The organism is Novosphingobium rhizosphaerae (genome assembly GCF_050920675.1).
Taxonomy (GTDB): domain Bacteria; phylum Pseudomonadota; class Alphaproteobacteria; order Sphingomonadales; family Sphingomonadaceae; genus Novosphingobium; species Novosphingobium rhizosphaerae.
Window position 1 is genome coordinate 232,614 of record NZ_CP137861.1, and the last position, 20,827, is coordinate 253,440.

Here is a 20,827-nt window from a genome sequence, read left to right on the forward strand (position 1 = left end):
TCAGCCCGTCACGCGCTCCAACCGCACATCGGCGATGTGCACCTGGGTGCCCGGCGCCAGCCAGAATACCAGCGCACGGGCTTGGCAGGCATCGTCCAGCAGGTATTGCGTGGCAACCCGGCCGCCGGCTTGCGGTATCGGCGTCTGGGCGATGCCCTGGTCGAACGTGCAGCCCAGGCCCACTTTCAACGCGCGCAGTTCGGTCGCCGTGGTGCCAGGCATCGCCCACGAGAGGCGATAGCTGCCCGCCGGCAACACCACCACCTGGCGCAGCACCGAAAAGGGGCTGGCCCCGGAAACCCGCAGGTCGAGCTGGTGGGCACCATTGTTGCCAAAGTCGCTGACCAGCAGTTCCACGGTCCCGCTGCTCGGCACCTGCCAGTCGAACACCGAATTGTGCGCCTGTGGATCGGGATTGATGCGCAGGAACTGGCCATCGTGCACCAGAGCGTTGCCCGGTTCGCATTCGCGGCTCCAGATATCCTGCGCCTCGTTGAACAGGCCCACCCGCATCAACCCGGTGGTCAACCCGCTAACCGCCGGGCAGCCCAGGCTGCCGGCGCGCATCTGCCGCACCACGGCATAACGGTTGGCAAAGTCCTGCTGCGCCATGGTGGAGGGCGCGGAGAGGAACATGCGCTGCCACGTAGGCGCCTCGGCCAGCCGGGGCACGATCGCGGCGCGTCCTTCGGGGCTTGCCACCATGTCGTTCAGCATGGTCTGGGTGCGGTCATCGTCCTGCACCTGGCGCAGATAAGCATCCAGGCGCTGGGCGGCGACATCGGCCTGGCCGAGGTCCAGCCCCCGGTTGAACCAATAGATCTGCGTGGGTAGGTCGCGCCAGCCCATGCCGGCGGACAGGCGGAATGCCGCATCGGCATCGTCGGACTGGCCGGCCAGGAAGTGCGCCGCCCCGACCAGGCCCACCACCGAGGCATCGACCGGGTCTGACAGCAAGGCGCGCTGCGCAAGGGGCAGCGCATCCTTGGGCCGGGCTGCCGCGTTGGCATCCCCGGCCAGCGCCCGCGCGCTGAAGGTATCATAGGCCCAACCGGTCGGCGCGCGCACGTTGGGATCGACGATCGAAAGCCGATCCCATCCGCTGAAAGCGGCCACCCCGGCATAGGCGGCCAAGGCAAGCGCCGCAGCATAGCCCGACACCTTGCCAAGCCCCGACACTTTGCCCAACGGCGAGCCCGTCATGGCTTTACCTCAGGCCTCGTTCTCGGGCGTGTAGCGGTAGTAGTTGTAGCCATAGTATTCGGAGTAGCGGTTGCCCGACTTCGACGCGTCGAACATCGTCAGCACCGCCCCCAGGACATTGGGGTGCATCGCACGCAGGCGGCGCAGCGAAGCGCGCAGCGAGCCGCGGCGGCTACGGTCGGACTGGACGACGAGCATCACGCCATCGACAATGGCCGACATCAGCGGCGCGTCGGCCAGGCCCAGCACCGGCGGACTGTCGAGGATGACCACGTCATAGATCTCGTTCAGTTCGCGCAGCAATTGGGTCAGGCGGCCCGAGCTGAGCAGTTCGGTCGGGCTGGGCGGCAGCGGACCCGAAGTGATCACCTGCAGGTTGGGCTCATCCGTTTCACGCACCACGTCGGCCAGCGTATCCTGCGCGGTAAGCAGGCTGGACATGCCGTGTTCGTTGGTCACCCCGATCACCGCATGGAGCGCGGGGCGGCGCATGTCGACGTCGAGCAGCAGCACCTTCTTGCCCAGGCGGGCAAGGCCCGTGGCCACGGCCAGGCTGGTGGTGGACTTGCCTTCCGAAGGCTGCGAGCTGGTGACCAGCAGCGAGCGCGGCAAGCCGGTTGCCGTCGAATAGAGCAGCGAACCACGCAGCGAGTTGTAGCTTTCGCTGACCGCCGACTTCGGATCGGCCAAGGCCGCGGCCGGCGTGGTGTCTTCCGCCTTGGGAATGACGCCAAGCAACGGCATCCCCAGCTTTTCCTCGATGTCTTCCGGCACGCGGACCGCATCGTCGAGCTGGAAGCGGATCAGCACGACCAGCGCCGAGATCGCCAGGGCCGCAAGCAGCGCGATCAACATGTTGTTGACCAGCACCGGCGAACTCGGGATCGACGGCGGCTCGGCCGCATCGATGATCGAGATGTTGCTGGCGCTGATGCCGGCCGCCGCGTTCAGTTCCTTGAAGCGCTGCAGCAGGCCGTCATACAGGCTGCGGTTGGTATCCGCTTCGCGGGCAAGCAGGTTGTATTGAACCGACTTGTCCTGCTCTTCGAGCGAAGTGCCCTTGAGCTGCGAGAGTTGCTGCTTGAGATTGTTCTCGGCTTCGACCGTCGCATCGTACTGTTCCTTGACGGACGTACGGATGCTCTGCGCCACCGAATTGATCTGCTGGTTGATACCAACGATCTGGGCCTTGACCTGCACCACCGACGGAAAATCGTCGAGGTGGCGTGCGCGTTCGCGCTGCAGTTCTGCCTCGGCGCGGGAGCGGTCGGCCAGCAGCGATGTGATCGTGCTGTTGGCCAGCACTTCGGGCGCGCCCAGCAGGTTGCCACCCGACAAGGCCTTCCAGCGCTGCTCGGCGGCCATGCGGTTGACCTGCGCCTGGTTCAACGCGGTGTTGATCTGCAGCAGGCTGGCCGTCGTCACCGAACCGGTGGTCCCGCCGCTGTCGGCGTCGCCGGGCGTGGGCGCGGCATCGCGCGTGCGGATCAGGCCGACCTGGCGGGCATAGGCGTTGAGATCGCGTTCCGACTGCTCGAGCTTGGCCTTGGCTTCGGCGAGCTGGCCCGAGATGAAATCGCGCGCATAGGCCGAGCTGTCATAGCGGCGCTGCAGGTTGGCCTGGATGAATTCGTTGGCCCAGGCATTGGCGATGCGCGCGGAAAGCTGCTGATCGATGCTGGTGAACGTGATCGTTGCCAGGCGCGAAGCCGGCGTCATGTCGGCCAGCTCGTTGTTGTTGAGCAGGTTGAGCGTGTATTCGCGCACCTGCTGCGGGCTGGCCGTGGGCTTGGGCGCGGGCACACCCATGCCGGCATAGAACTGCGGATTGCCGGTCAGGCGCAGGCGCTGGGCCACGCGCTCGGCAATGGCGCGGCTGTTGAGAATGGCGATCTGCGTCTTGAGGAAGCGATCGGTATCCTGCGGCGAGGCAACTTCGCCCTGCGAGGCATCCTGCTGATCGTCACCCAGCACCTGGGCCGACTGGTTGTTGATCTGCACCGTTGCCACTGCGGTGTAGCGCGGTGTCTTGAGCATGGTGAAGACCAGCGCCAGCGCCAGCGAACCTGCAATGATCAAGCCGATGAGCCACAAGTTGGCGCGGATGACGAGCAGGATCTTGCGAACGTCGATCTTGCTGCCCTCGTCGTCGTATTCGGCAAGATCGGCAAAGGCATCCGACATCGCGCGCGGCGCGGCGCTGCCAGCAGGAGCGAAGGAGGGGTTGTTGTGCACGGTACCGCCGATCATTAGAAACGGGTCAGGACGTTGAGGAGCCCGGCCATCGAGATGATGTCGCGGTAGATCGACTTCGACTGCGAGAAGCCGACCACGATCACGTCTCCGGCAAACACCTGCGGATCCGGGTCGATGCCCGCACGAATGCGCTTGATGTCGAACCGCGCCACCATGCGCTGGCCGTTCACGTTGCGGAACAGCATGGTCTCGTCCAGCTTGGCGATGCGCGTCGGGCTCTGCGCCATGGCGATCGCGCCCAGCAGGGTGGTGTTGGGCGTAATGGGATAGGAACCGGCGTGGTTGACCTGGCCTTCCACCGAAACCAGCTTTTCAGCGGCGGTGGTCACGTTCAGCGTCACCTGGGGATCGCGCAGATAGCGTGAGCCCAACCGGTTCTGGATTGCCTTCGTCGCCTCGTCGGGAGACATGCCGGCAACCACCACCGAACCGACCAGCGGCACCTGGATGCGGCCGGCCTCGTCCACGACCAGTTTCGCCGCGCTCAGGTCAGGCTCGCCGAACACCGCGAGCGAAAGCTCGTCGCCCTGGCCGATCTTGTACTGATCGGGCAGCTTGGTTTCCGCCTGGGGCTGTGCCACCTGGTATGCGTCTTGGCCCTGCTTCACGGTGGGGGCAACGGGCGTTGCACAACCCGACACGGCAGCGCTCGCAAGAAGAACCGCAATTCTGGGTGGAAGCTTCACTTGGATACGTGCTCCTGCTTTGGTCATTCGAAGCGATCGTCAGCGATCTGTTGCCGCCATGGAAGACGACAGCACACGCCTTTCTCCCTGCCGAAGAAATCTCCGGAACGGAGCGATGCCAGCTATTGCTGCTTTGCACAATAGCATTCTGCGCAGCTTGTCGTGCTGTGACATGGCGCCCCCCATGATTACCCCGGCGGTGTAACAATGCCATTGCAATGCCAGCAGTTCCAGCCGGCATATGGCAAAGCCCGCCTAAGTGTTTCCCCGCTCATCGCCTTTACGACCCGTTTCGTCGCACAAGTAACGATATACCATTATCTCGCAGTGCAAAATGGATCGCTTCTGCTGCGCGGAATTCCGCACAGTACAAACCAGGCAATCCATCTCGCAGTTGCGTAAGAACCGCCGCGCGGGGACTTGCCCTACACCCCGTGGTAATCGCGATACCAAGCCACGAATCGGCTCACGCCCTCGCGCACCGTGGTGGCTGGCTTGTAGCCCAGGTCCCGCTCCAGATCGGAAACGTCGGCATAAGTATCGGGCACATCGCCAGCCTGCAACGGCAGCAGATTGCGCTGCGCCTTGCGCCCCAGGGCTTCTTCCAGCACTTCGATATAGGCGGTCAGCTTGACCGGCGCGTTGTTGCCGATGTTATAGATCCGATAGGGCGCGTTCGACGTGGCTGGATCGGGCTGGTGTGCATCCCACGCCGGATCGGGCGCCGCCGGACGATCCAGCGCACGGATCACACCGGCCACGATATCATCCACATACGTGAAATCCCGGGTGTGATTCCCGTGGTTGAACACGTTGATCGGCTTGCCTTCCAGGATCGCGCGGGCAAACAGGAACAGCGCCATGTCCGGCCGGCCCCAGGGCCCGTAGACGGTGAAGAAGCGCAGGCCGGTGGTAGGCAGCCGGTAGAGATGGCTATAGCTGTGCGCCATCAATTCGTTCGCCTTCTTGGTGGCGGCATAGAATTGCAGCGGGTGATCCACGCCAACATGCTCGCTGAACGGCATGGCCTTGTTGGCGCCATAGACCGAGCTGGTCGACGCATAGACCAGATGCTCGATTCCCTGATGGCGGCAGGCTTCGAGGATGTTGGTAAAGCCGACGATATTGCTTTCGACGTAAGCGTGCGGATTCTCGATCGAATAACGCACCCCCGCCTGCGCCGCGAGGTTCACCGCGCGGCGCACCTGCCCGTCTTCGAACGCGCGCTCCACCGCCCCGCGATCGGCCAGGTTGGCGCGGAAGAAGCGATACGACGAACCCGTGCGCGCCGCCGTCTCTTCCAGGATTTTCAGCCGGGCTTCCTTGATCGCCGGGTCATAGTAATCGTTGACCACGTCCAGCCCCACGACGGCATCGCCTCGTTCGAGCAAGGTCTTGGCGGTGTGAAAGCCGATGAAGCCGGCATTGCCGGTAACCAGGGTAGCCACGCTGCGTCTCCACTTGCGGCGCACGAGCCTGTCCGCCTTGCCGCTGCCATAACCGGCAGAAGCGAAAAAAGGGTAACGCTTTTGCGCCGTTGGCTGGGTCGCGACCTAAACGCTCAGGTGCTCTTCTTCGCCACGTTGAACGTGCCGGTGACGCGGCCGCTCGGCGCGGTGGTGGTGCCGGTCCCACCCGGTGCCGGCGCGCTGCTGCGTCCGTCCACGCTGGAAAGGCCGGTGTTGAGATCGATCACCAGGCGCCCGCCGTTGAGCGTGTCCTTGCCGCGCCGCAGCGCGACATTGCCCACCATCGTGATGATCCGGCGCGGAATGTCATAGACCGCGCTGTTGCCGCTGGCGCGCTGGTCGCCACGCGTGACCACCACGCCACCGGCCGCATCGATGCGCTGCACCTGAACGGCATTGGTGTCGGTATAGGCCAGCGTGGTGCGCGCCGCCTGAAGCCGCAGGTCTTCCTGCGTGATATCGACATTGCCGGTCAGCACGACGCGCTTTTGCCGATCCTGCAATTCCATGCGGTCTGCGCCAAAATTCACCGGTGCGTTGGAATTGTGCTTGGCAAAGGTCTGGGCATCGAGATGAACCGCGCCCGCCACGATCGCGGCCGACAGGGCAAAGCCCGCAGCCAGCGAGCGCAGCGCCAGAACGCGCGTGGAAACGCGGGGCGAGGAAGGGAGCGGGTCGGTCATCTGCTTTGTCCTCATCGAATCGCGCGTCATGGCTTGCCCGGTGTCAGGGCTTGGCTGGAAGGGGCAACTTGCCTTGGTCCATCCGCATGCGTGCATGCCCTTCCAGCGTTACCACCCGATCGTCAAGGTTGGCCGTGATGCGATCGGCCGAAAACGTGCCGGTCGGCAGGCGCCCTTCGACGTGCCCATCGCTGACCATGCGCCGCTTGTTCAGGTCGATCGAAGCGCCGTCGGTGATCATGCGATAGCCATCGGAACTTTCGAAATTGACCACGCCGGGCACAGTGATGAACTGCTTGCCAAAGTCATAGGCGCCCTGCTGCGTGGTGAGAATGGCTGGGCCATCCTTGAGCATCACCCGCGCGGTCACATCCTTGAGCTGCACCACATCCTGCGCCGCCGAATGCTGCACGGCGGTGCCGGCGGTCACCGAAAAGGTCCGCCCCTTGTTGTCCGCGCCGCGATACATCGCGCTGACCACGCGCAGGCGATCGGCCACGACTGCCACCTTGGTGCGGTCAAGCAGGAAGCTGATTTCCCCACGCGGGGCGAGCGGGCTGAGCACCATGACCGCCAGCATCGCCCCGATCAGGCCCGGCAACACAACCGCCAGCGTGCGCACGACACGATCGTGCCGGCCGCCGGGAGCGGCCTTGTGCTGGCGGCGATTGCGCATGCGATCGGCCTGGACTGTCATGGCGTCACAACGTTCATGGGCGTTACAGCGATCATCAGGGCGGGTTGATTACTCGTGGCTGAAGATATCCCGGTCGGCCCACCCGGCAATGTCGAGCAGGGCCCGCGTCGGCAGGAAGTCGAAACAGGCCTGGGCGATATCGGAACGCTTTTCGCGTGCGAGACGTTCCACCAGGATGGAATGGGCCCCATGCAGATAGCGCACGTCGGATGCGGCATATTCGAGTTGCGCATCGCTCAACACCGCGCCACCCCAGTCGCTAGACTGCTGCTGCTTGGAGATTTCCTTGCCCAGCAATTCGCGCACGAGGTCCTTCAGGCCATGCCGGTCGGTGTAAGTACGCACCAGTTTGGATGCGATCTTGGTGCAGAAAACCGGCGTTGCCATGACACCAAGGTAATGATGAATGGCCGCCAGATCGAACCGTGCGAAATGATAGAGCTTGAGCCGGGCGGGGTCGGCCAGGACGGCGCGCAGATTGGGCGCGGCATAGTCGCTGCCCACCTTGAAACGAACGAGGTGCTCATCGCCCTGCCCGTCGGAAATCTGCACCACGCAAAGCCGGTCGCGCGGCGTGATCAGCCCCATCGTCTCGGTGTCGACGGCAACGATGCCCGGCGCCAGCAAATCGGCGGAAGGCAGGTCTTCTTCATGCAGGTAAACGGCCATGCCCGCGTGCTTAGGCCCGTTCGGCGCAAGCGGCAACCCCAAGGCCCGGCCGATCCCACCACCCGCACGCACCTGCAACCCGGCCAAGCGTTTCTGCGCGGCGCACAATCGCCATGCCGTGGTGCAGCGTATTGGCGGTTGCCGCCCTTGGCGGCGTACACTAGGAATAGGGGGCGGTGCCGTGCCACCCTGCCGGAAGGCGCGGTCGATCCACCGCCCCATGCATTTTGGCAGAAAGAGGCATGTTACTGTAAGAAGGCCAGAAAATGGTACCTGGGACCACGCAATCAGGAACGTCTACTACGATGATCACACCGGTTATTCTGTGCGGCGGCAGCGGCACCCGTCTGTGGCCGCGTTCGCGCAAGATCAAGCCCAAGCCGTTCCTTCCGCTGGTTGGCGACACCACGCTGTTCGAAGCCACCGTGCTGCGGTGCAGCACTGAAGCAGGTTTTTCGCCGCCGGTGGTCGTGACCGGGGCGCATCACCTCGATCACGTGGTCGAACAGTTGCCCGATCCGGCCAGCAGCCAGATCATCGTGGAGCCCGAGGGCAAGAACACGGCTGCGGCCATCGCCCTGGCTGCGCTGCGCCTGCCCGAAGACGCCATCATGCTGGTGTGCCCCAGCGACCATCACATCGGCGATTGCGATGCCTTCCAGGCCGCGGCCACCGCCGCCGCCGCGCTGGCCGCCGATGACTGGCTGGTGTCTTTCGGCATTGCAGCGACGGCGCCCGAAACCGGCTTCGGCTATCTCAAGCAAGGCGATCCGATCGAGGGCAGCGGTGGCCGCCGCGTGGAACGCTTTGTCGAAAAGCCCGATCTGGAACGCGCCAAGAGCTTCCTGGCCGATGGTGGCTATGCCTGGAACGGCGGCATCTTCGCGTTCCGCGCCGGGCATTTCCTGGACGAACTGGAACAGCACCGCCCCGACATCGCCAGCGCCGTGCGCGCAGCGGTGGCCAAGGGCCATGCCGATGGCAACGCCTTCCACCCCGACGCGGCCGAATTTGCCAAGATCGCCGGCGAATCGGTGGACTACGCGGTGATGGAAAAGACCGGCCGCGCCGCCATGGTGCCCGCCACCATGGCCTGGTCCGACATCGGCAACTGGCAAGCCCTGCACGAAGCGCTCGACAAGGACGAAGTGGGCAATGCCACCAAGGGCCGCGTCGAACTCAAGAACTGCAGCAACGTGCTGGTCCACACCGATGGCCCGCGCGTTTCGGTCGTGGGCGCCAGCAACCTGATCGTGGTGGTCGATGGCAACGACATCCTGGTGTGCACGCCCGAAGGCGCGCAACTGGTGGGCAAGCTGGAAGGTGCGGTGAATCAATGAGCAAGCTGCCGATCCGCTCGGTCGAAAAGCCCTGGGGCAAGGATGTACTGCCCGCACCGTTCAGTGCGCCCGAAGGCCAGCGCATCGGCGAAATCTGGTTCGTGCCCCCGCCCGAAGTGCCCAGCCTCCTGGTCAAGTACATCTTCACCAGCGAAGCGCTGTCGGTGCAGGTCCACCCCAGCGACGCGCAGGCCGCCGCCGCCGGTGAGAAGGACCGCGGCAAGGAAGAATGCTGGCTGGTGATCGATGCCGAGCCCGGCGCCACGCTCGGCGTGGGTTTCCACGAGCATGTGGACCACGACACGATGCGCGCCGCCGCGCTCGATGGCAGCATCGAGGACATGCTGGTGTGGCATCCGGTCAAGCCGGGCGATTTCTTCTATATTCCGGGCAACACCGTCCACGCCATCGGCGCCGGCGTCAGTCTGATCGAAATCCAGCAGAACAGCGACATCACCTATCGCCTCTATGACTATGGCCGCCCGCGGGAGTTGCATCTCGATGCTGGCATCGCCGTGTCCAAGGGCGAGCCGCTCGATCCGGCGCTGCACAAGCACATCCCCGATACCGGCACGGTAGAGCTCGCCAGCGGCGCCTACTTCACGGCGCACCGCCTCGATGGGCTGCCCGATGCAGCCCTGGCTGCCGACTATGCCGGCCCGCTGCTGGTGATCCCGCGCATCGGCACCGTGGCGCTTGGCGATGAAATCCTCAAGCCGGGCGATTGCGCCTGGGCGCCGGGGATCGATGCGCTGGCGTTCGACGCGCAGGGCCAGGCGATCGTCGTGCGGCCGGCCGCTGCCTGACGGGGCGACGGGCGTGTCCGCGGTTCCTGAAAGCTGGGCACCCGCCCTCGATCCGGTGCTCGCCAGCCCGCCCTTGCGGGCGCTGGGTGGTTTCCTGCGTGCCGAGGAAGCCGCCGGCAAGACGATCTACCCGCCGCGAGGGCAGCGCCTCGCTGCCCTCGAACTGACGCCACTGCAGGCAGTGAAAGTCGTGATCTTGGGGCAAGACCCCTATCACGGCCCCGGTCAGGCGCATGGCCTGGCCTTTTCGGTGCAGCGCGGCGTCAAAGTGCCGCCCAGCCTGGTCAACATCTACAAGGAACTGGAAACCGACCTCGGTCTGCCGCGCCCGGCGCATGGCAATCTCACCCATTGGGCGGAGCAGGGCGTGCTGCTGCTCAACAACGCGCTGACGGTGGAAGCCGGCCAGGCCGGTTCGCACCAGGGCAAGGGCTGGGAGGAATTCACCGACGCGGCCGTTGCTGCCGTCGCGGCACGGCCCGATCCGATCGTCTTCCTCCTATGGGGCAGCCACGCCCAGAAAAAGGCCGCACGCGTGCCCGGCCTCGCCTCCGGCCCCCATCTCGTGCTCAAGGCACCGCATCCCAGCCCCTTGTCGGCCCACGCCGGCTTCTTCGGCTGCCGCCATTTCAGCAAGGCCAACGCTTTCCTGGAAAGCCACGGGCAGAGCCCGATCGACTGGCGAGTAGACCCGGCATGAATGCGGCGGTCGACTCCGTCGGCCCCGCCTGGTCGCTGCCGGCCATGCGCGCGGCGCAGGCCCAGGCCTGGACCGCCATCGAACGCCTCGCCGCTGCGATCCATCCCGGCCTGCGCGAAAGCGAAGCCAAGGCGCTTGGCGAAGCAATCATGGCGGACCTCGGCATGGGCCAGGCCTGGCACCCGATGGTGGTGCGCTTCGGCGCCAACACCCTGCGCGTGTTCAGCGATCGGGGTGGCGAAGACCTGACCCTGGCCGAAAACGACATTTTCTTCATCGACATCGGCCCGGTACTGCTGGGCCACGAAGCCGATGTCGGCGCCAGCTTCGCGGTGGGCAACGACCCAGGCATGCACGCCTGCGCCGCCGCCGCACGCGAGTTGTGGCACCGCATCGCGGCCATCTGGAACCACGGTGCTGTGCGCGGCACCGCCCTCTACGCCCGCGCGGAGCAGGAAGCTCAAGCCATGGGCTGGCACCTCAACCTCGACGTGCGCGGCCATCGCGTCGCCGATTATCCCCACCCTTCGCGCCAGGCCGGCAAGCTTGGTGATCTCGACGGCTTGCCCACGCCAGGCCTGTGGATCCTGGAAATCCAGCTTCGCCACCCCACCCGCCCGTTCGGGGCGTTCTACGAAGATTTGCTGGCCTGATCCGGCGCGGGCGCCGGCGTGCCCAAGCCGCGCACCAGTGCGCCCAGACCGCCGGCAAAATTGCCTTCAAAATCCATCATTCCCTGCAGGAAGGCCCGCATCGGCCCGTTCGCTTCGAACGTTGCCCATCCCAGCGTGAAGGCGATCACCGCAGCCTGGAACGCCAGCGCCTGGTTCTGATCCAGCCCCAGGTCAACCAGCGGCGCGGCAATATGGCGGGCATGGTCTGCCGGGGCCGTCGGCGCAGTGGGATAGGCCAGCGCGCATAGCCGCGGGCCATCGCGCCGCCCCGCCAGGCTCGCACGCAGGGCCGTGCCAAACGCGATCAACCAGGCCTGCCAATCGGGCGCGTTGGGCACTGCGGAATACGCTGCGGCATAGATTTCGGCCGCCATCATGCCCAGCAATTCGGCCTTGTCCCCAATGTGCCAATAAAGCGCTGGCGCCTGCACGCCCAGCCGCGCCGCCAGGCTGCGCATGCTCAACTTTTCCAGACCCTCGTCCTCCAGCACGGCAAAGGCGGCGGCTACCAGGCGCTGGCGATCAAGAGCGGGTTCGGGGCGGGGCGGCATGGAACCGTCTTGACTCCTTAACACTGTTAAGTCAACCTACCGGACGGAGAGCGATCAGAAGGAGGCAACAGCCCATGACTTATGCCCGCGATGCCTGGTACGTTGCCGGGTGGAGCCACGAACTGGAACCACAGACCCCCTTTGCCATCACCATCCTGGACGAACGCATCGTGCTGTGGCGCACGCCGACGGGGGCACTTCATGCCCTGGAAGACCGCTGTGTCCATCGCCTTGCCCCGCTATCGCTGGGCCGGTGCGAGGGCGAGGCCTTGCGCTGTGGCTATCACGGGCTGCTGTTCGATGGATCGGGCAAGTGCATCGCGATTCCGGGGCAGGAAACCATCCCACCGCAGGCCCGCGTGCGCCGCTATCCCGCGATCGAGCGGCACAGCTGGATCTGGGTGTGGATGGGGGATCCGGCGGGGGCCGACGAAGACCTTGTCCCGCCGGCCGTGGGTCTGGACGATCCCGATTATATTCTCGGGCACGGTCATCTCGACTATGCGGCGCAGGCGCGACTGATCTGTGACAACCTGCTGGATTTCAGCCATCTCACCTTCGTTCATGCGCAAAGCTTTGGTGCCGGGTCGGAATTTGCCGATACGCCGGCGCGCATCACGCCACTGCCACGCGGCATCCGCTATGAACGATGGATCGAGAACAGCCTCGGTTCGTCCTCGCGCGTGTCGGCCACGCCGATGGACAGCTACATGGCCTACGATTTCCTGGTGCCGGGCGTGCTGTTGATGAAGGGTGGCACGTTCGCACCCGGCACCGCCGCACATTGCGGCTACGGTGCGCCCGATTATGCCGGGGCAACCGGCGGTGTCACCTTCACGAGCCAGGCCGTGACGCCGATGACCGGCGATACGGCGCGCTATTTCTTTTCCTGGGGCCCGCACCGCGCCCATGGCGATGCGGCCTTGCGCGATACCCTGATGGACATCGCGGGCCGCGCCTTTGCCGAGGACAAGACGATGATCGAGGCGCAACAGCGCGTGATCGCCGCGACGCCCGATCCCGCGGTCATGCCCACGGTCCATGACAAGGCGGTGATCTTGTACAATCGCCTTGTCGAGCGGCTGGCCCGGCAACCGCAGCCGGCCTGAACCGGCACGAAAAAGGGGCGCTCGCTGCCGAGCGCCCCTTGTCCTGTTTTCTCGGTACGATCGGGCCGCTCAGCGCGGCAGTTCGGTCACACCCATCAGCGCTTCGTCCACCGCGCGGGCGCACTGGCGGCCTTCGCGGATGGCCCAGACCACCAGGCTCTGGCCCCGGCGCATGTCGCCGCAGGCAAAGATGCCGTCCACGCTGGTCTTGTAGTCCACCGTGTTGCCCTTGACGTTGCCACGCGGATCGAGATCCACACCGGCCTGTTCAAGCAGGCCCTGCTTGCGCGGACCGACAAAGCCCATGGCCAGCAGGATGAGATCGGCCTTGAGCACGAATTCGCTGCCCGGCACTTCCTGCATCTTGCCGTCGACCCATTCGACGCGGACGCATTCCAGCCCGGTCACGTCGTTTTCGCCCACCACGCGCTTGGTCAGCACCGCGAATTCGCGGGTCACGCCTTCTTCGTGGCTGGACGAGGTGCGCAGCTTGAGCGGCCAGTTCGGCCAAGTCAGTGCCTTGTCTTCCTTCTCGGGCGGACGCGGCATGATTTCCAGCTGGGTGACGGACAGCGCGCCCTGGCGGTTGGACGTGCCGACGCAGTCCGAACCGGTGTCACCGCCGCCGATCACCACCACGTGCTTGCCCGTGGCAGTGAGCGAACCACGCGGCGCGGCGCGGATTTCATCGTCGCCGGCCACGCGCTTGTTCTGCTGGGTGAGGAATTCCATGGCAAAGCGCACGCCCGGCAGTTCGAAGCCGGGAATACCCAGGGGCCGCGGATCTTCTGCGCCGCCGGACAGGACCACCGCGTCGAAGTTTTCCTTGAGCGAGTCGACCGAGACAGTCACACCCACTTCCACCGACGTGCGGAAATCCACGCCTTCGGCCATCATCTGGATCAGACGACGGTTGATGAGGTGCTTTTCCATCTTGAAGTCGGGAATGCCATAGCGGAGCAGGCCGCCCACGCGATCCGACTTCTCGAACACGGTCACTGAATGGCCCGCACGCGCCAGTTGCTGCGCGGCAGCCATGCCCGCCGGGCCCGACCCGACCACCGCGACCGACTTGCCGGTCTTCTTCGCGGCGACCTGCGGCTCGATCCAGCCTTCCTTCCACCCCTTGTCGACGATCGCGCATTCGATCGACTTGATGGTGACGGGTTGGTCGACGATGTTGAGCGTGCACGCCGCCTCGCACGGGGCGGGACAGACGCGGCCGGTGAATTCCGGGAAGTTGTTGGTCGAATGCAGGTTGTCCAGCGCTTCGCGCCAGTCGCTTTCATAGACCAGGTGGTTCCAGTCCGGGATCTGGTTGTTCACCGGACAGCCATTGTGACAGTAGGGAATGCCACAGTTCATGCAGCGCGAGGCCTGGCCCTTGAGCGAGCCTTCGTCGTGCGGAACGATGAACTCGCGATAGTGCTTCAGGCGCTCGGCCGGGGCATCATAGCCCCGGTCCTTGCGGTCGAGTTCGAGAAAGCCGGTTGCCTTACCCATTGTAGTCTATTCCTTATTCCGCAGCGACCGACGCGGCTTCAAGGCGCTCGGCCTCAAGCTGGCGGAGCGCACGCGCATAGTCGCGCGGCATGACCTTGACGAAACGCGACACTTCCTGATCCCAGTTGTCGAGGATCGCGCGGGCCCGCTTGGACCCGGTGTGCAGCAGGTGACGCTCGATCAGCACGCGCAAGCGTTCGGCGTCATGACGCAGCATGTCGCCCATGCCGAAGTCGTTGACGTCCACCCCGCGCTGCTGCGGTCGGCCGGCACCGTCGTCTTCGTCGCGCGCGGCCGAAACCGGCAGCACGTCGACCATGGCGCCGTTCACCAGCGAACCGAAGTTGCCATCCACGTCATAGACATAGGCCACCCCGCCCGACATCCCGGCGGCAAAGTTGCGCCCGGTCTTGCCCAGCACCACGACCACGCCGCCGGTCATGTATTCGCAGCCATGGTCGCCGGTGCCTTCGACCACCGCCAGGGCACCGGAATTGCGCACGCCGAAACGTTCGCCACCCACGCCGTTGAAGAACGCCTCACCGGCAATCGCGCCATAGAGCACGGTGTTGCCCACGATGATGTTCTCGGCTGCCTCGCGCTCCACATGCGCCGGCTGGCGCACGATCACGCGGCCGCCCGACAGGCCCTTGCCGACATAGTCGTTGGCATCGCCCACCAGGTCGAGCGTGACGCCGTGGGCCAGGAACGCGCCGAACGACTGGCCCGCCACGCCCTTGAACGCCACGTTGATCGTGTTGTCGGGCAGGCCGGCATGACCATAGCGACGTGCCACTTCGCCCGAGAGCATCGCGCCCACGGTGCGGTTGACGTTGATCACCGCACGCTCGATGCGCACCGGCTCGCCCGCTTCAAGAGCAGGCGCCGCCGCCGCGATGAGGTCGTTGTCCAGCGCGGCATCGAGGCCGTGGTCCTGGTGCCCGGTCCAGTTGAGGCCGGTGCCTTCCACCGGTTCCACCTTGTGCAGCAGACGCGACAGGTCGATCCCTTGCGCCTTCCAGTTCGCCACGACCTTGCGCGTGTCAAGACGGTCTACCCGGCCGACCATTTCAGCCACCGTGCGGAAGCCCATCTCGGCCATGATCGCGCGCAGTTCTTCGGCCACGAAGAAGAAGTAGTTGATCACGTGCTCGGGCTGGCCGGTGAAGCGCGCGCGCAGCACCGGGTCCTGCGTCGCCACACCCACCGGGCAGGTGTTGAGGTGGCACTTGCGCATCATGATGCACCCGGCCGCGATCAGCGGCGCGGTGGCAAAGCCGAACTCGTCGGCACCCAGCAGCGCGGCAATCGCCACGTCGCGGCCCGTGCGCAGGCCACCATCGGCCTGCACACAGATACGGCTGCGCAGGTTGTTGAGCAGCAGGGTCTGCTGGGTTTCGGCCAGGCCGATTTCCCAGGGGCTGCCGGCGTGGGTCAGCGAGGTGAGCGGCGAAGCGCCGGTCCCGCCTTCATAGCCCGAGATCGTGACATGGTCGGCACGCGCCTTGGAAACGCCCGCGGCCACGGTGCCCACGCCCACTTCCGACACCAGCTTGACCGAAACGCGCGCCTTGGTGTTCACGTTCTTGAGATCGTGAATGAGCTGGGCAAGGTCTTCGATCGAATAGATGTCGTGGTGCGGCGGCGGCGAGATCAGGCCGACACCCGGGGTCGAGTGGCGGGTCTTGCCGATCACCTTGTCGACCTTGTCACCCGGCAGCTGGCCCCCTTCACCGGGCTTGGCGCCCTGGGCCATCTTGATCTGGATGTCGTCGGCATTGACGAGATATTCAGCCGTGACGCCAAAGCGACCCGAGGCGACCTGCTTGATCGCCGAGCGCATCGAATCGCCGTTGGGCAGCGGCTTGAAGCGATCGGGCTCCTCGCCGCCTTCGCCGGTGTTGGACTTGCCGCCGATGCGGTTCATCGCGATGGCCAGCGTCGTGTGTGCCTCGCGGCTGATCGAGCCGAAGCTCATCGCCCCGGTGGCAAAGCGCCGGACGATCTCGTTCGCCGGCTCCACTTCGCTGATGTCGATCGGCTGGTCGGCCGGCTTCAGCTCCATCAAGCCGCGGATGGTGAGCATCCGTTCGGACTGGTCATTGATGGTCTGGGCAAATTCCTTGTACTTTTCAGGAATGTTGCCGCGCACGGCGTGCTGCAGGCTGGCGATGTTGCCGGCCGTCCAGGCGTGCTCCTCGCCGCGCAGGCGCAGCTGGTACATGCCGCCCACGTCGAGCATCTTCTTGTAGATCGGGTTATCGCCGTAGGCCGTGGCATGACGGCGCACGGTTTCCTCGGCCACTTCCTTGAGGCCGACGCCTTCGATCGAGGTCGCCGTGCCGGTGAAGTACTTGTCAACGAAGGCCGAAGACAGGCCAACCGCGTCGAAGATCTGCGCCCCGCAATAGGACTGGTAGGTCGAAATGCCCATCTTGGACATGACCTTGAGGATGCCCTTGCCGATCGCCTTGATGTAGTTCTTCTGCACGTCATAGGGCGTGAGCGGCAGGCCCTTGTCGATGCGGATGGCTTCGAGCGTCTCGAACGCGAGGTAGGGATTGACCGCTTCGGCGCCATAGCCGGCCAGCACGCAGAAGTGGTGCACTTCGCGCGCTTCGCCGGTTTCCACGACCAGGCCGGTCTGCATGCGCAGGCCCTGGCGCACCAGGTGATGGTGCACCGCGGCTGTCGCCAGCAGTGCAGGCATGGCAATGCGATCTGCGCTTTGCGCACGGTCCGACAGGATCAGGATATTCTTGTCTGCCAGCACCGCTTCGGTGGCGGCCCAGCACATTTCCTTGATCGCCATGGCCAGGCCATCGGCACCGGTGGTCGCGTCCCAGGTCGTGTCGATCGTGGCGGTGCGGAACGCGCCATCGAGCGCGGCCTCGACCGAGCGAATCTTGGCCACGTCCTCGTTCGTGAGGATCGGCTGGTCCACTTCAAGGCGCTTGTGGCTGCCGGCGTCATGGCCGAGCAGGTTCGGGCGCGGGCCGATCATCGACACCAGGCTCATCACCAACTCCTCGCGGATCGGGTCGATCGGCGGGTTGGTGACCTGGGCGAAGTTCTGCTTGAAATAGTCGTAGAGCAGGCGCGAGCGCTTGGAGAGCACGGCAATCGGCGTGTCGGTGCCCATCGAGCCGATCGGGTCTTCCCCGATCGCGGCCATCGGCTCCAGGAACTTGGTCACGTCTTCCTGGGTGTAACCGAAGGCCTGCTGGCGATCGAGCAGGCTGTCGGTCGCGGTAGGCAGCGCCACGACTTCGGGCTCGACCACTTCAAGCTCCTTGAGCTTGTACTGGGCGGCACCGAGCCATTCCTCATAGGGTTCGGCAGCCGAGAGCTGGGCCTTGAGCTCATCGTCTTCCACGATGCGGCCCTGCTCCAGGTCGATCAGCAGCATGCGGCCGGGCTGGAGGCGCCACTTGCGCACGATGTCTTCCTCGCGGAACGGCAGAACGCCGCTTTCCGAGGCCATGCAGACCAGATCGTCGCGCGTGATCGAGAAGCGCGCCGGGCGCAAGCCGTTGCGATCGAGCGTGGCACCGATCTGGCGCCCGTCGGTGAACGCCACGGCGGCCGGGCCATCCCATGGTTCCATCAACGCGGCGTGGTATTCATAAAACGCACGGCGCTTGGGATCCATCAGCGCGTTGCCGGCCCAGGCTTCGGGCATCAGCATCATCATGGCATGGGCAATGCCATAGCCGCCAGCCACCAGCAGTTCGAGCGCGTTGTCGAGGCTGGCGGTGTCGGACTGGCCATGCGGGATCAGCGGCCACATCTTGTCGAGATCCGGGCCGAGCAGCTCGGATTCCATGGTGCGGCGGCGCGCGTTCATCCAGTTGACGTTGCCGCGCACGGTGTTGATTTCACCATTGTGCGCCACGAAACGGAACGGATGCGCCAGCTTCCAGCTGGGGAACGTGTTGGTCGAAAAGCGCTGGTGCACCAAGCCGAGTGCCGAAACGCAGTCCGGATCACGCAGATCGTCATAGAACGAGCCGACCTGGCCGGCCAGCAGCAGCCCCTTGTACACGATCGTGCGCGAGGAGAAGCTGGGCAGGTACAGTTCGGTCACGCCGGGCAGGCCATGCTTTTCGGCCATGGCTTCGAGCGGGTTCTGCGTCTGCTTGCGGATCGCCAGCAGCTTGCGCTCGAACGCGTCCTGGTCGGCGCAGTTCTCGCCGCGCTTGATGAAGCACTGGCGGATCACCGGCATCGATTGGATCACGGTCTTGCCCAGGCCATCGAGCGTCACGGGCACATCGCGCCAGCCGATCAGCTCCTGGCCTTCCTTGGCCACGAACTTTTCGAACTTTTCGATCACGAAGTTCCGCGCGGCTTCGTCCTGCGGCAGGAAGCACATCGCCACGGCATAGTCGCCCGGCTGCGGCAGTTCCTTGCCTTCGCCCGCGGCCCACTTGCGGAACAACTGGTCGGGCAGCTGGATCAGCAGGCCGGCGCCATCGCCCAGCAGGGGATCGGCGCCCACCGCGCCGCGGTGGTCGAGATTGCGCAGAATCTCCAGCGCTTGGCCAATAATCGCGTGGCTTTTGACGCCTTTGATGTGGGCAACAAAGCCCATGCCACATGCGTCATGCTCGTTACGCGGATCATACAGGCCCTGAACCGGCGGAAATCCCATCGCGTTGATCGTCCCTACACCCAAAGAAAGAAAGCTCGCACGAATCACGGCGCCGGAAAGCGTCGAAAGTTGCGCGAGAATCCCCCATGACTGTTGGAAAGTTATTTTGCAACCGGGGAGGGCCGCCCAAATGGGAAACCGTGCCGGGAAATACGGATGCGATGCTTAAATGTCGCACCGCAGCAGGGCGATGCGATCACACCCCCTAGCGGTTCGCCGTCATCCGCTGCAGCGTGGCGAGGGCATCGCGCAAGGCCTGCTCGGTGCTTTCCGCATCGGGTGCCGCTGTGGTCTCGCTGCCATCAAACGCCTGGAATCGGCTGGGAACGGCGGCGAGATAGGGTCGTTCGAACGGCGCCGCCAAAGGGGCGGCCGCGCCCTGTTCATCGATGCGCTGGGCACGCGCCTGACCCGGGAAGATCACAACCGGCTGCGGCGTTGCAGCAGGGCTGCCGGAAAGGGCATGGCGGATCGAATCCGCCCGACGCACGGCGGCGGCCATGTCGAGCAACGACGAATAGCGTTGTTCCAGCACCGCTGCCTCGCCGGTCGGCTCTCCCGCCAGGCCGGTATCAGCCGGGCCAACACGGTGGAGGCGGGGCATGGCCAGGACATCGCCCGGAGCATGGCCACGCGCCGCGTCCACCACAGGCGTACCAGCCTCATCGCCGCTGTCGAAGCCGGTCGGCGCCCGGGACGTCAGGTGATAGGCCGAGGCGCTGTCTTCCACCGCATTGTCAAGGGCACGACGATGATCGGCAATGGCCAGCGCCAGGCGCTCGACCAGTTGCACCAGGCCCAGTCCATCAAGGTCGGCCTGGGCAACGGGGGAGCGGCCGCCTTCGCCAACGGCTTGGCGGGCCATGGCAAACAGCGAGGGTCCCGCCGGAACGGTCACGCGGGCAGGTTCTTCCGCTTCATCCGTCTCTTCGGCGGGCCGGGCGTCGCTGGCTTCGTCCACGGCCTCGGGCAATACCGGTTCCGGCTCCACAGCCGGAGAAACACTGTTGGCCGTGTCGGCCGCTTGCTCAGGCCCAGGCCCAGGCCCAGGCTCGGCTTCAGGCACTGTTTCCGCCACAGTTTCGGGCGCCGCTTTGGGAAGGGGCACGATGTCCTCGCGCGCCGCTTCGCCCAGCGCCTCGGCCAGGAATGCGGGTGGAACGAACGGCTCGGCACTCTCGGCCGTGCCTTCGTAGATGGCAAAGGGGTCAAAGGCGTCGCGCGCGAAATCGCTGCCGCCGGGCAGCAGGTCTTCCACCGGATCGATCGCCTGCGGCGCGCTGGGGCCATTCTGGGTCACCAGCGGGCGCCGGCGTAGCGCCAGCGCCGAATCGTCAGCCACGATCGTGGTCTCGGATTCATCGATCATGTCGGCGCTCACCACCAGCGGGCGGCGGGGCGGCGCATCGGGATGGGCGTCGCGGGCCCGCACGCGCGGCGCGGTGGCCACAACAACAGGCGCTGCGATTTCCAGGTCGCTTTCAGCCGGGTCCGCCATCGGGCGATGGCGCGCGCCCAGGCGCAGCCCGATCAAGAGGCCCAGCATGCCGCCAACGCCGGTCAGCAGCAGCGCGACCAGCGCCCGCGCGGTAAAGCCCAGCGGCGGCGCGGCGGCCGCCACCAGATGGGGCAGGCCGCTGGCCACGACAACGCGCTGCAACAGATCCACCGGCACGGCAAAGCTGGCCAGCCCGAACAGCGCCGCAAACCACAGGGCGGCAAAGGCGGGAAACAGCCGATGCGCGGTGATCGGCTTGTGCCGGGCCCCTGCCTTGCGCTTGGTCTTGGTCACCTGTGCATACCCCCAATCGTGAACCGTCCACCCAT

General features: G+C 65.4%; 16 protein-coding genes. 5 read left to right on the forward strand and 11 right to left on the reverse strand.

What is annotated here, in order from left to right; all coding sequences use genetic code 11:
- The 7 genes from R9J51_RS01100 to R9J51_RS01130 form a co-directional block, all read right to left on the reverse strand.
- Positions 1 to 1,203, reverse strand: a complete 1,203-nt coding sequence (locus R9J51_RS01100) for a hypothetical protein (RefSeq protein ID WP_169476712.1) — start codon at positions 1,201 to 1,203, stop codon at positions 1 to 3.
- A 9-nt stretch (positions 1,204 to 1,212) separates the two neighbouring features.
- Positions 1,213 to 3,453 (reverse strand): GumC family protein, encoded by a 2,241-nt coding sequence (locus tag R9J51_RS01105; RefSeq protein ID WP_248290588.1) that lies wholly within the window; start codon positions 3,451 to 3,453, stop codon positions 1,213 to 1,215.
- Positions 3,453 to 4,040 (reverse strand): polysaccharide biosynthesis/export family protein, encoded by a 588-nt coding sequence (locus tag R9J51_RS01110; protein WP_168556351.1) that lies wholly within the window; start codon positions 4,038 to 4,040, stop codon positions 3,453 to 3,455. The genes R9J51_RS01105 and R9J51_RS01110 overlap by 1 nt, the downstream gene beginning before the upstream one ends.
- A 530-nt stretch (positions 4,041 to 4,570) precedes the next feature.
- Complete coding sequence (locus tag R9J51_RS01115; RefSeq protein ID WP_179505620.1) at positions 4,571 to 5,593, reverse strand: NAD-dependent epimerase; 1,023 nt, start codon at positions 5,591 to 5,593, stop codon at positions 4,571 to 4,573.
- A gap of 113 nt (positions 5,594 to 5,706) precedes the next feature.
- Positions 5,707 to 6,297, reverse strand: a complete 591-nt coding sequence (locus R9J51_RS01120) for an LptA/OstA family protein (protein ID WP_168556349.1) — start codon at positions 6,295 to 6,297, stop codon at positions 5,707 to 5,709.
- 43 nt (positions 6,298 to 6,340) lie between these two features.
- The gene (gene lptC / locus R9J51_RS01125) at positions 6,341 to 6,994 is read right to left on the reverse strand and encodes an LPS export ABC transporter periplasmic protein LptC (RefSeq protein ID WP_168556348.1); all 654 of its coding nucleotides are present in this window, start codon (positions 6,992 to 6,994) and stop codon (positions 6,341 to 6,343) included.
- A gap of 48 nt (positions 6,995 to 7,042) precedes the next feature.
- Complete coding sequence (locus tag R9J51_RS01130; RefSeq protein ID WP_179505621.1) at positions 7,043 to 7,663, reverse strand: ribonuclease D; 621 nt, start codon at positions 7,661 to 7,663, stop codon at positions 7,043 to 7,045.
- A gap of 305 nt (positions 7,664 to 7,968) precedes the next feature.
- Here R9J51_RS01130 and R9J51_RS01135 point away from each other — a divergent pair, with 305 nt between their 5' ends.
- From R9J51_RS01135 to R9J51_RS01150, 4 genes are read left to right on the forward strand one after another with little or no spacing between them, the layout of a single operon-like run.
- Positions 7,969 to 9,003 carry a mannose-1-phosphate guanylyltransferase gene (locus R9J51_RS01135; RefSeq protein WP_179505622.1) on the forward strand — a complete coding sequence of 345 codons (1,035 nt, stop codon included), beginning with the start codon at positions 7,969 to 7,971 and terminating at the stop codon, positions 9,001 to 9,003.
- Entirely contained in the window at positions 9,000 to 9,809 is an 810-nt protein-coding gene (locus R9J51_RS01140) for a class I mannose-6-phosphate isomerase (protein ID WP_179505623.1), read from the forward strand. The genes R9J51_RS01135 and R9J51_RS01140 overlap by 4 nt, the downstream gene beginning before the upstream one ends.
- 13 nt (positions 9,810 to 9,822) lie before the next feature.
- Positions 9,823 to 10,509, forward strand: coding sequence for a uracil-DNA glycosylase (ung, locus tag R9J51_RS01145; RefSeq protein ID WP_432787759.1), 687 nt, complete (start codon positions 9,823 to 9,825; stop codon positions 10,507 to 10,509).
- Positions 10,506 to 11,162 (forward strand): M24 family metallopeptidase, encoded by a 657-nt coding sequence (locus R9J51_RS01150; protein WP_179505625.1) that lies wholly within the window; start codon positions 10,506 to 10,508, stop codon positions 11,160 to 11,162. The genes ung and R9J51_RS01150 overlap by 4 nt, the downstream gene beginning before the upstream one ends.
- Here the strand turns inward: R9J51_RS01150 and R9J51_RS01155 are convergent.
- The gene (locus R9J51_RS01155; RefSeq protein WP_168556343.1) at positions 11,141 to 11,734 is read right to left on the reverse strand and encodes a TetR family transcriptional regulator; all 594 of its coding nucleotides are present in this window, start codon (positions 11,732 to 11,734) and stop codon (positions 11,141 to 11,143) included. The two genes, R9J51_RS01150 and R9J51_RS01155, sit on opposite strands and share 22 nt — an antisense overlap.
- 74 nt (positions 11,735 to 11,808) lie before the next feature.
- Between R9J51_RS01155 and R9J51_RS01160 the strand changes: the two genes are divergently transcribed.
- Complete coding sequence (locus R9J51_RS01160; RefSeq protein WP_179505626.1) at positions 11,809 to 12,843, forward strand: aromatic ring-hydroxylating dioxygenase subunit alpha; 1,035 nt, start codon at positions 11,809 to 11,811, stop codon at positions 12,841 to 12,843.
- 69 nt (positions 12,844 to 12,912) lie between these two features.
- On the opposite strand, the gene R9J51_RS01165 is transcribed toward R9J51_RS01160, so the two are convergent.
- The 3 genes from R9J51_RS01165 to R9J51_RS01175 form a co-directional block, all read right to left on the reverse strand.
- Positions 12,913 to 14,346: a glutamate synthase subunit beta gene (locus tag R9J51_RS01165; protein WP_168556341.1), complete on the reverse strand. Its 1,434-nt coding sequence runs from the start codon at positions 14,344 to 14,346 to the stop codon at positions 12,913 to 12,915.
- A gap of 13 nt (positions 14,347 to 14,359) precedes the next feature.
- The gene (gltB, locus tag R9J51_RS01170; protein WP_168556340.1) at positions 14,360 to 19,000 is read right to left on the reverse strand and encodes a glutamate synthase large subunit; all 4,641 of its coding nucleotides are present in this window, start codon (positions 18,998 to 19,000) and stop codon (positions 14,360 to 14,362) included.
- 205 nt (positions 19,001 to 19,205) lie between these two features.
- Entirely contained in the window at positions 19,206 to 20,792 is a 1,587-nt protein-coding gene (locus R9J51_RS01175; protein WP_179505627.1) for a hypothetical protein, read from the reverse strand.
- Positions 20,793 to 20,827: the final 35 nt, after the last annotated feature.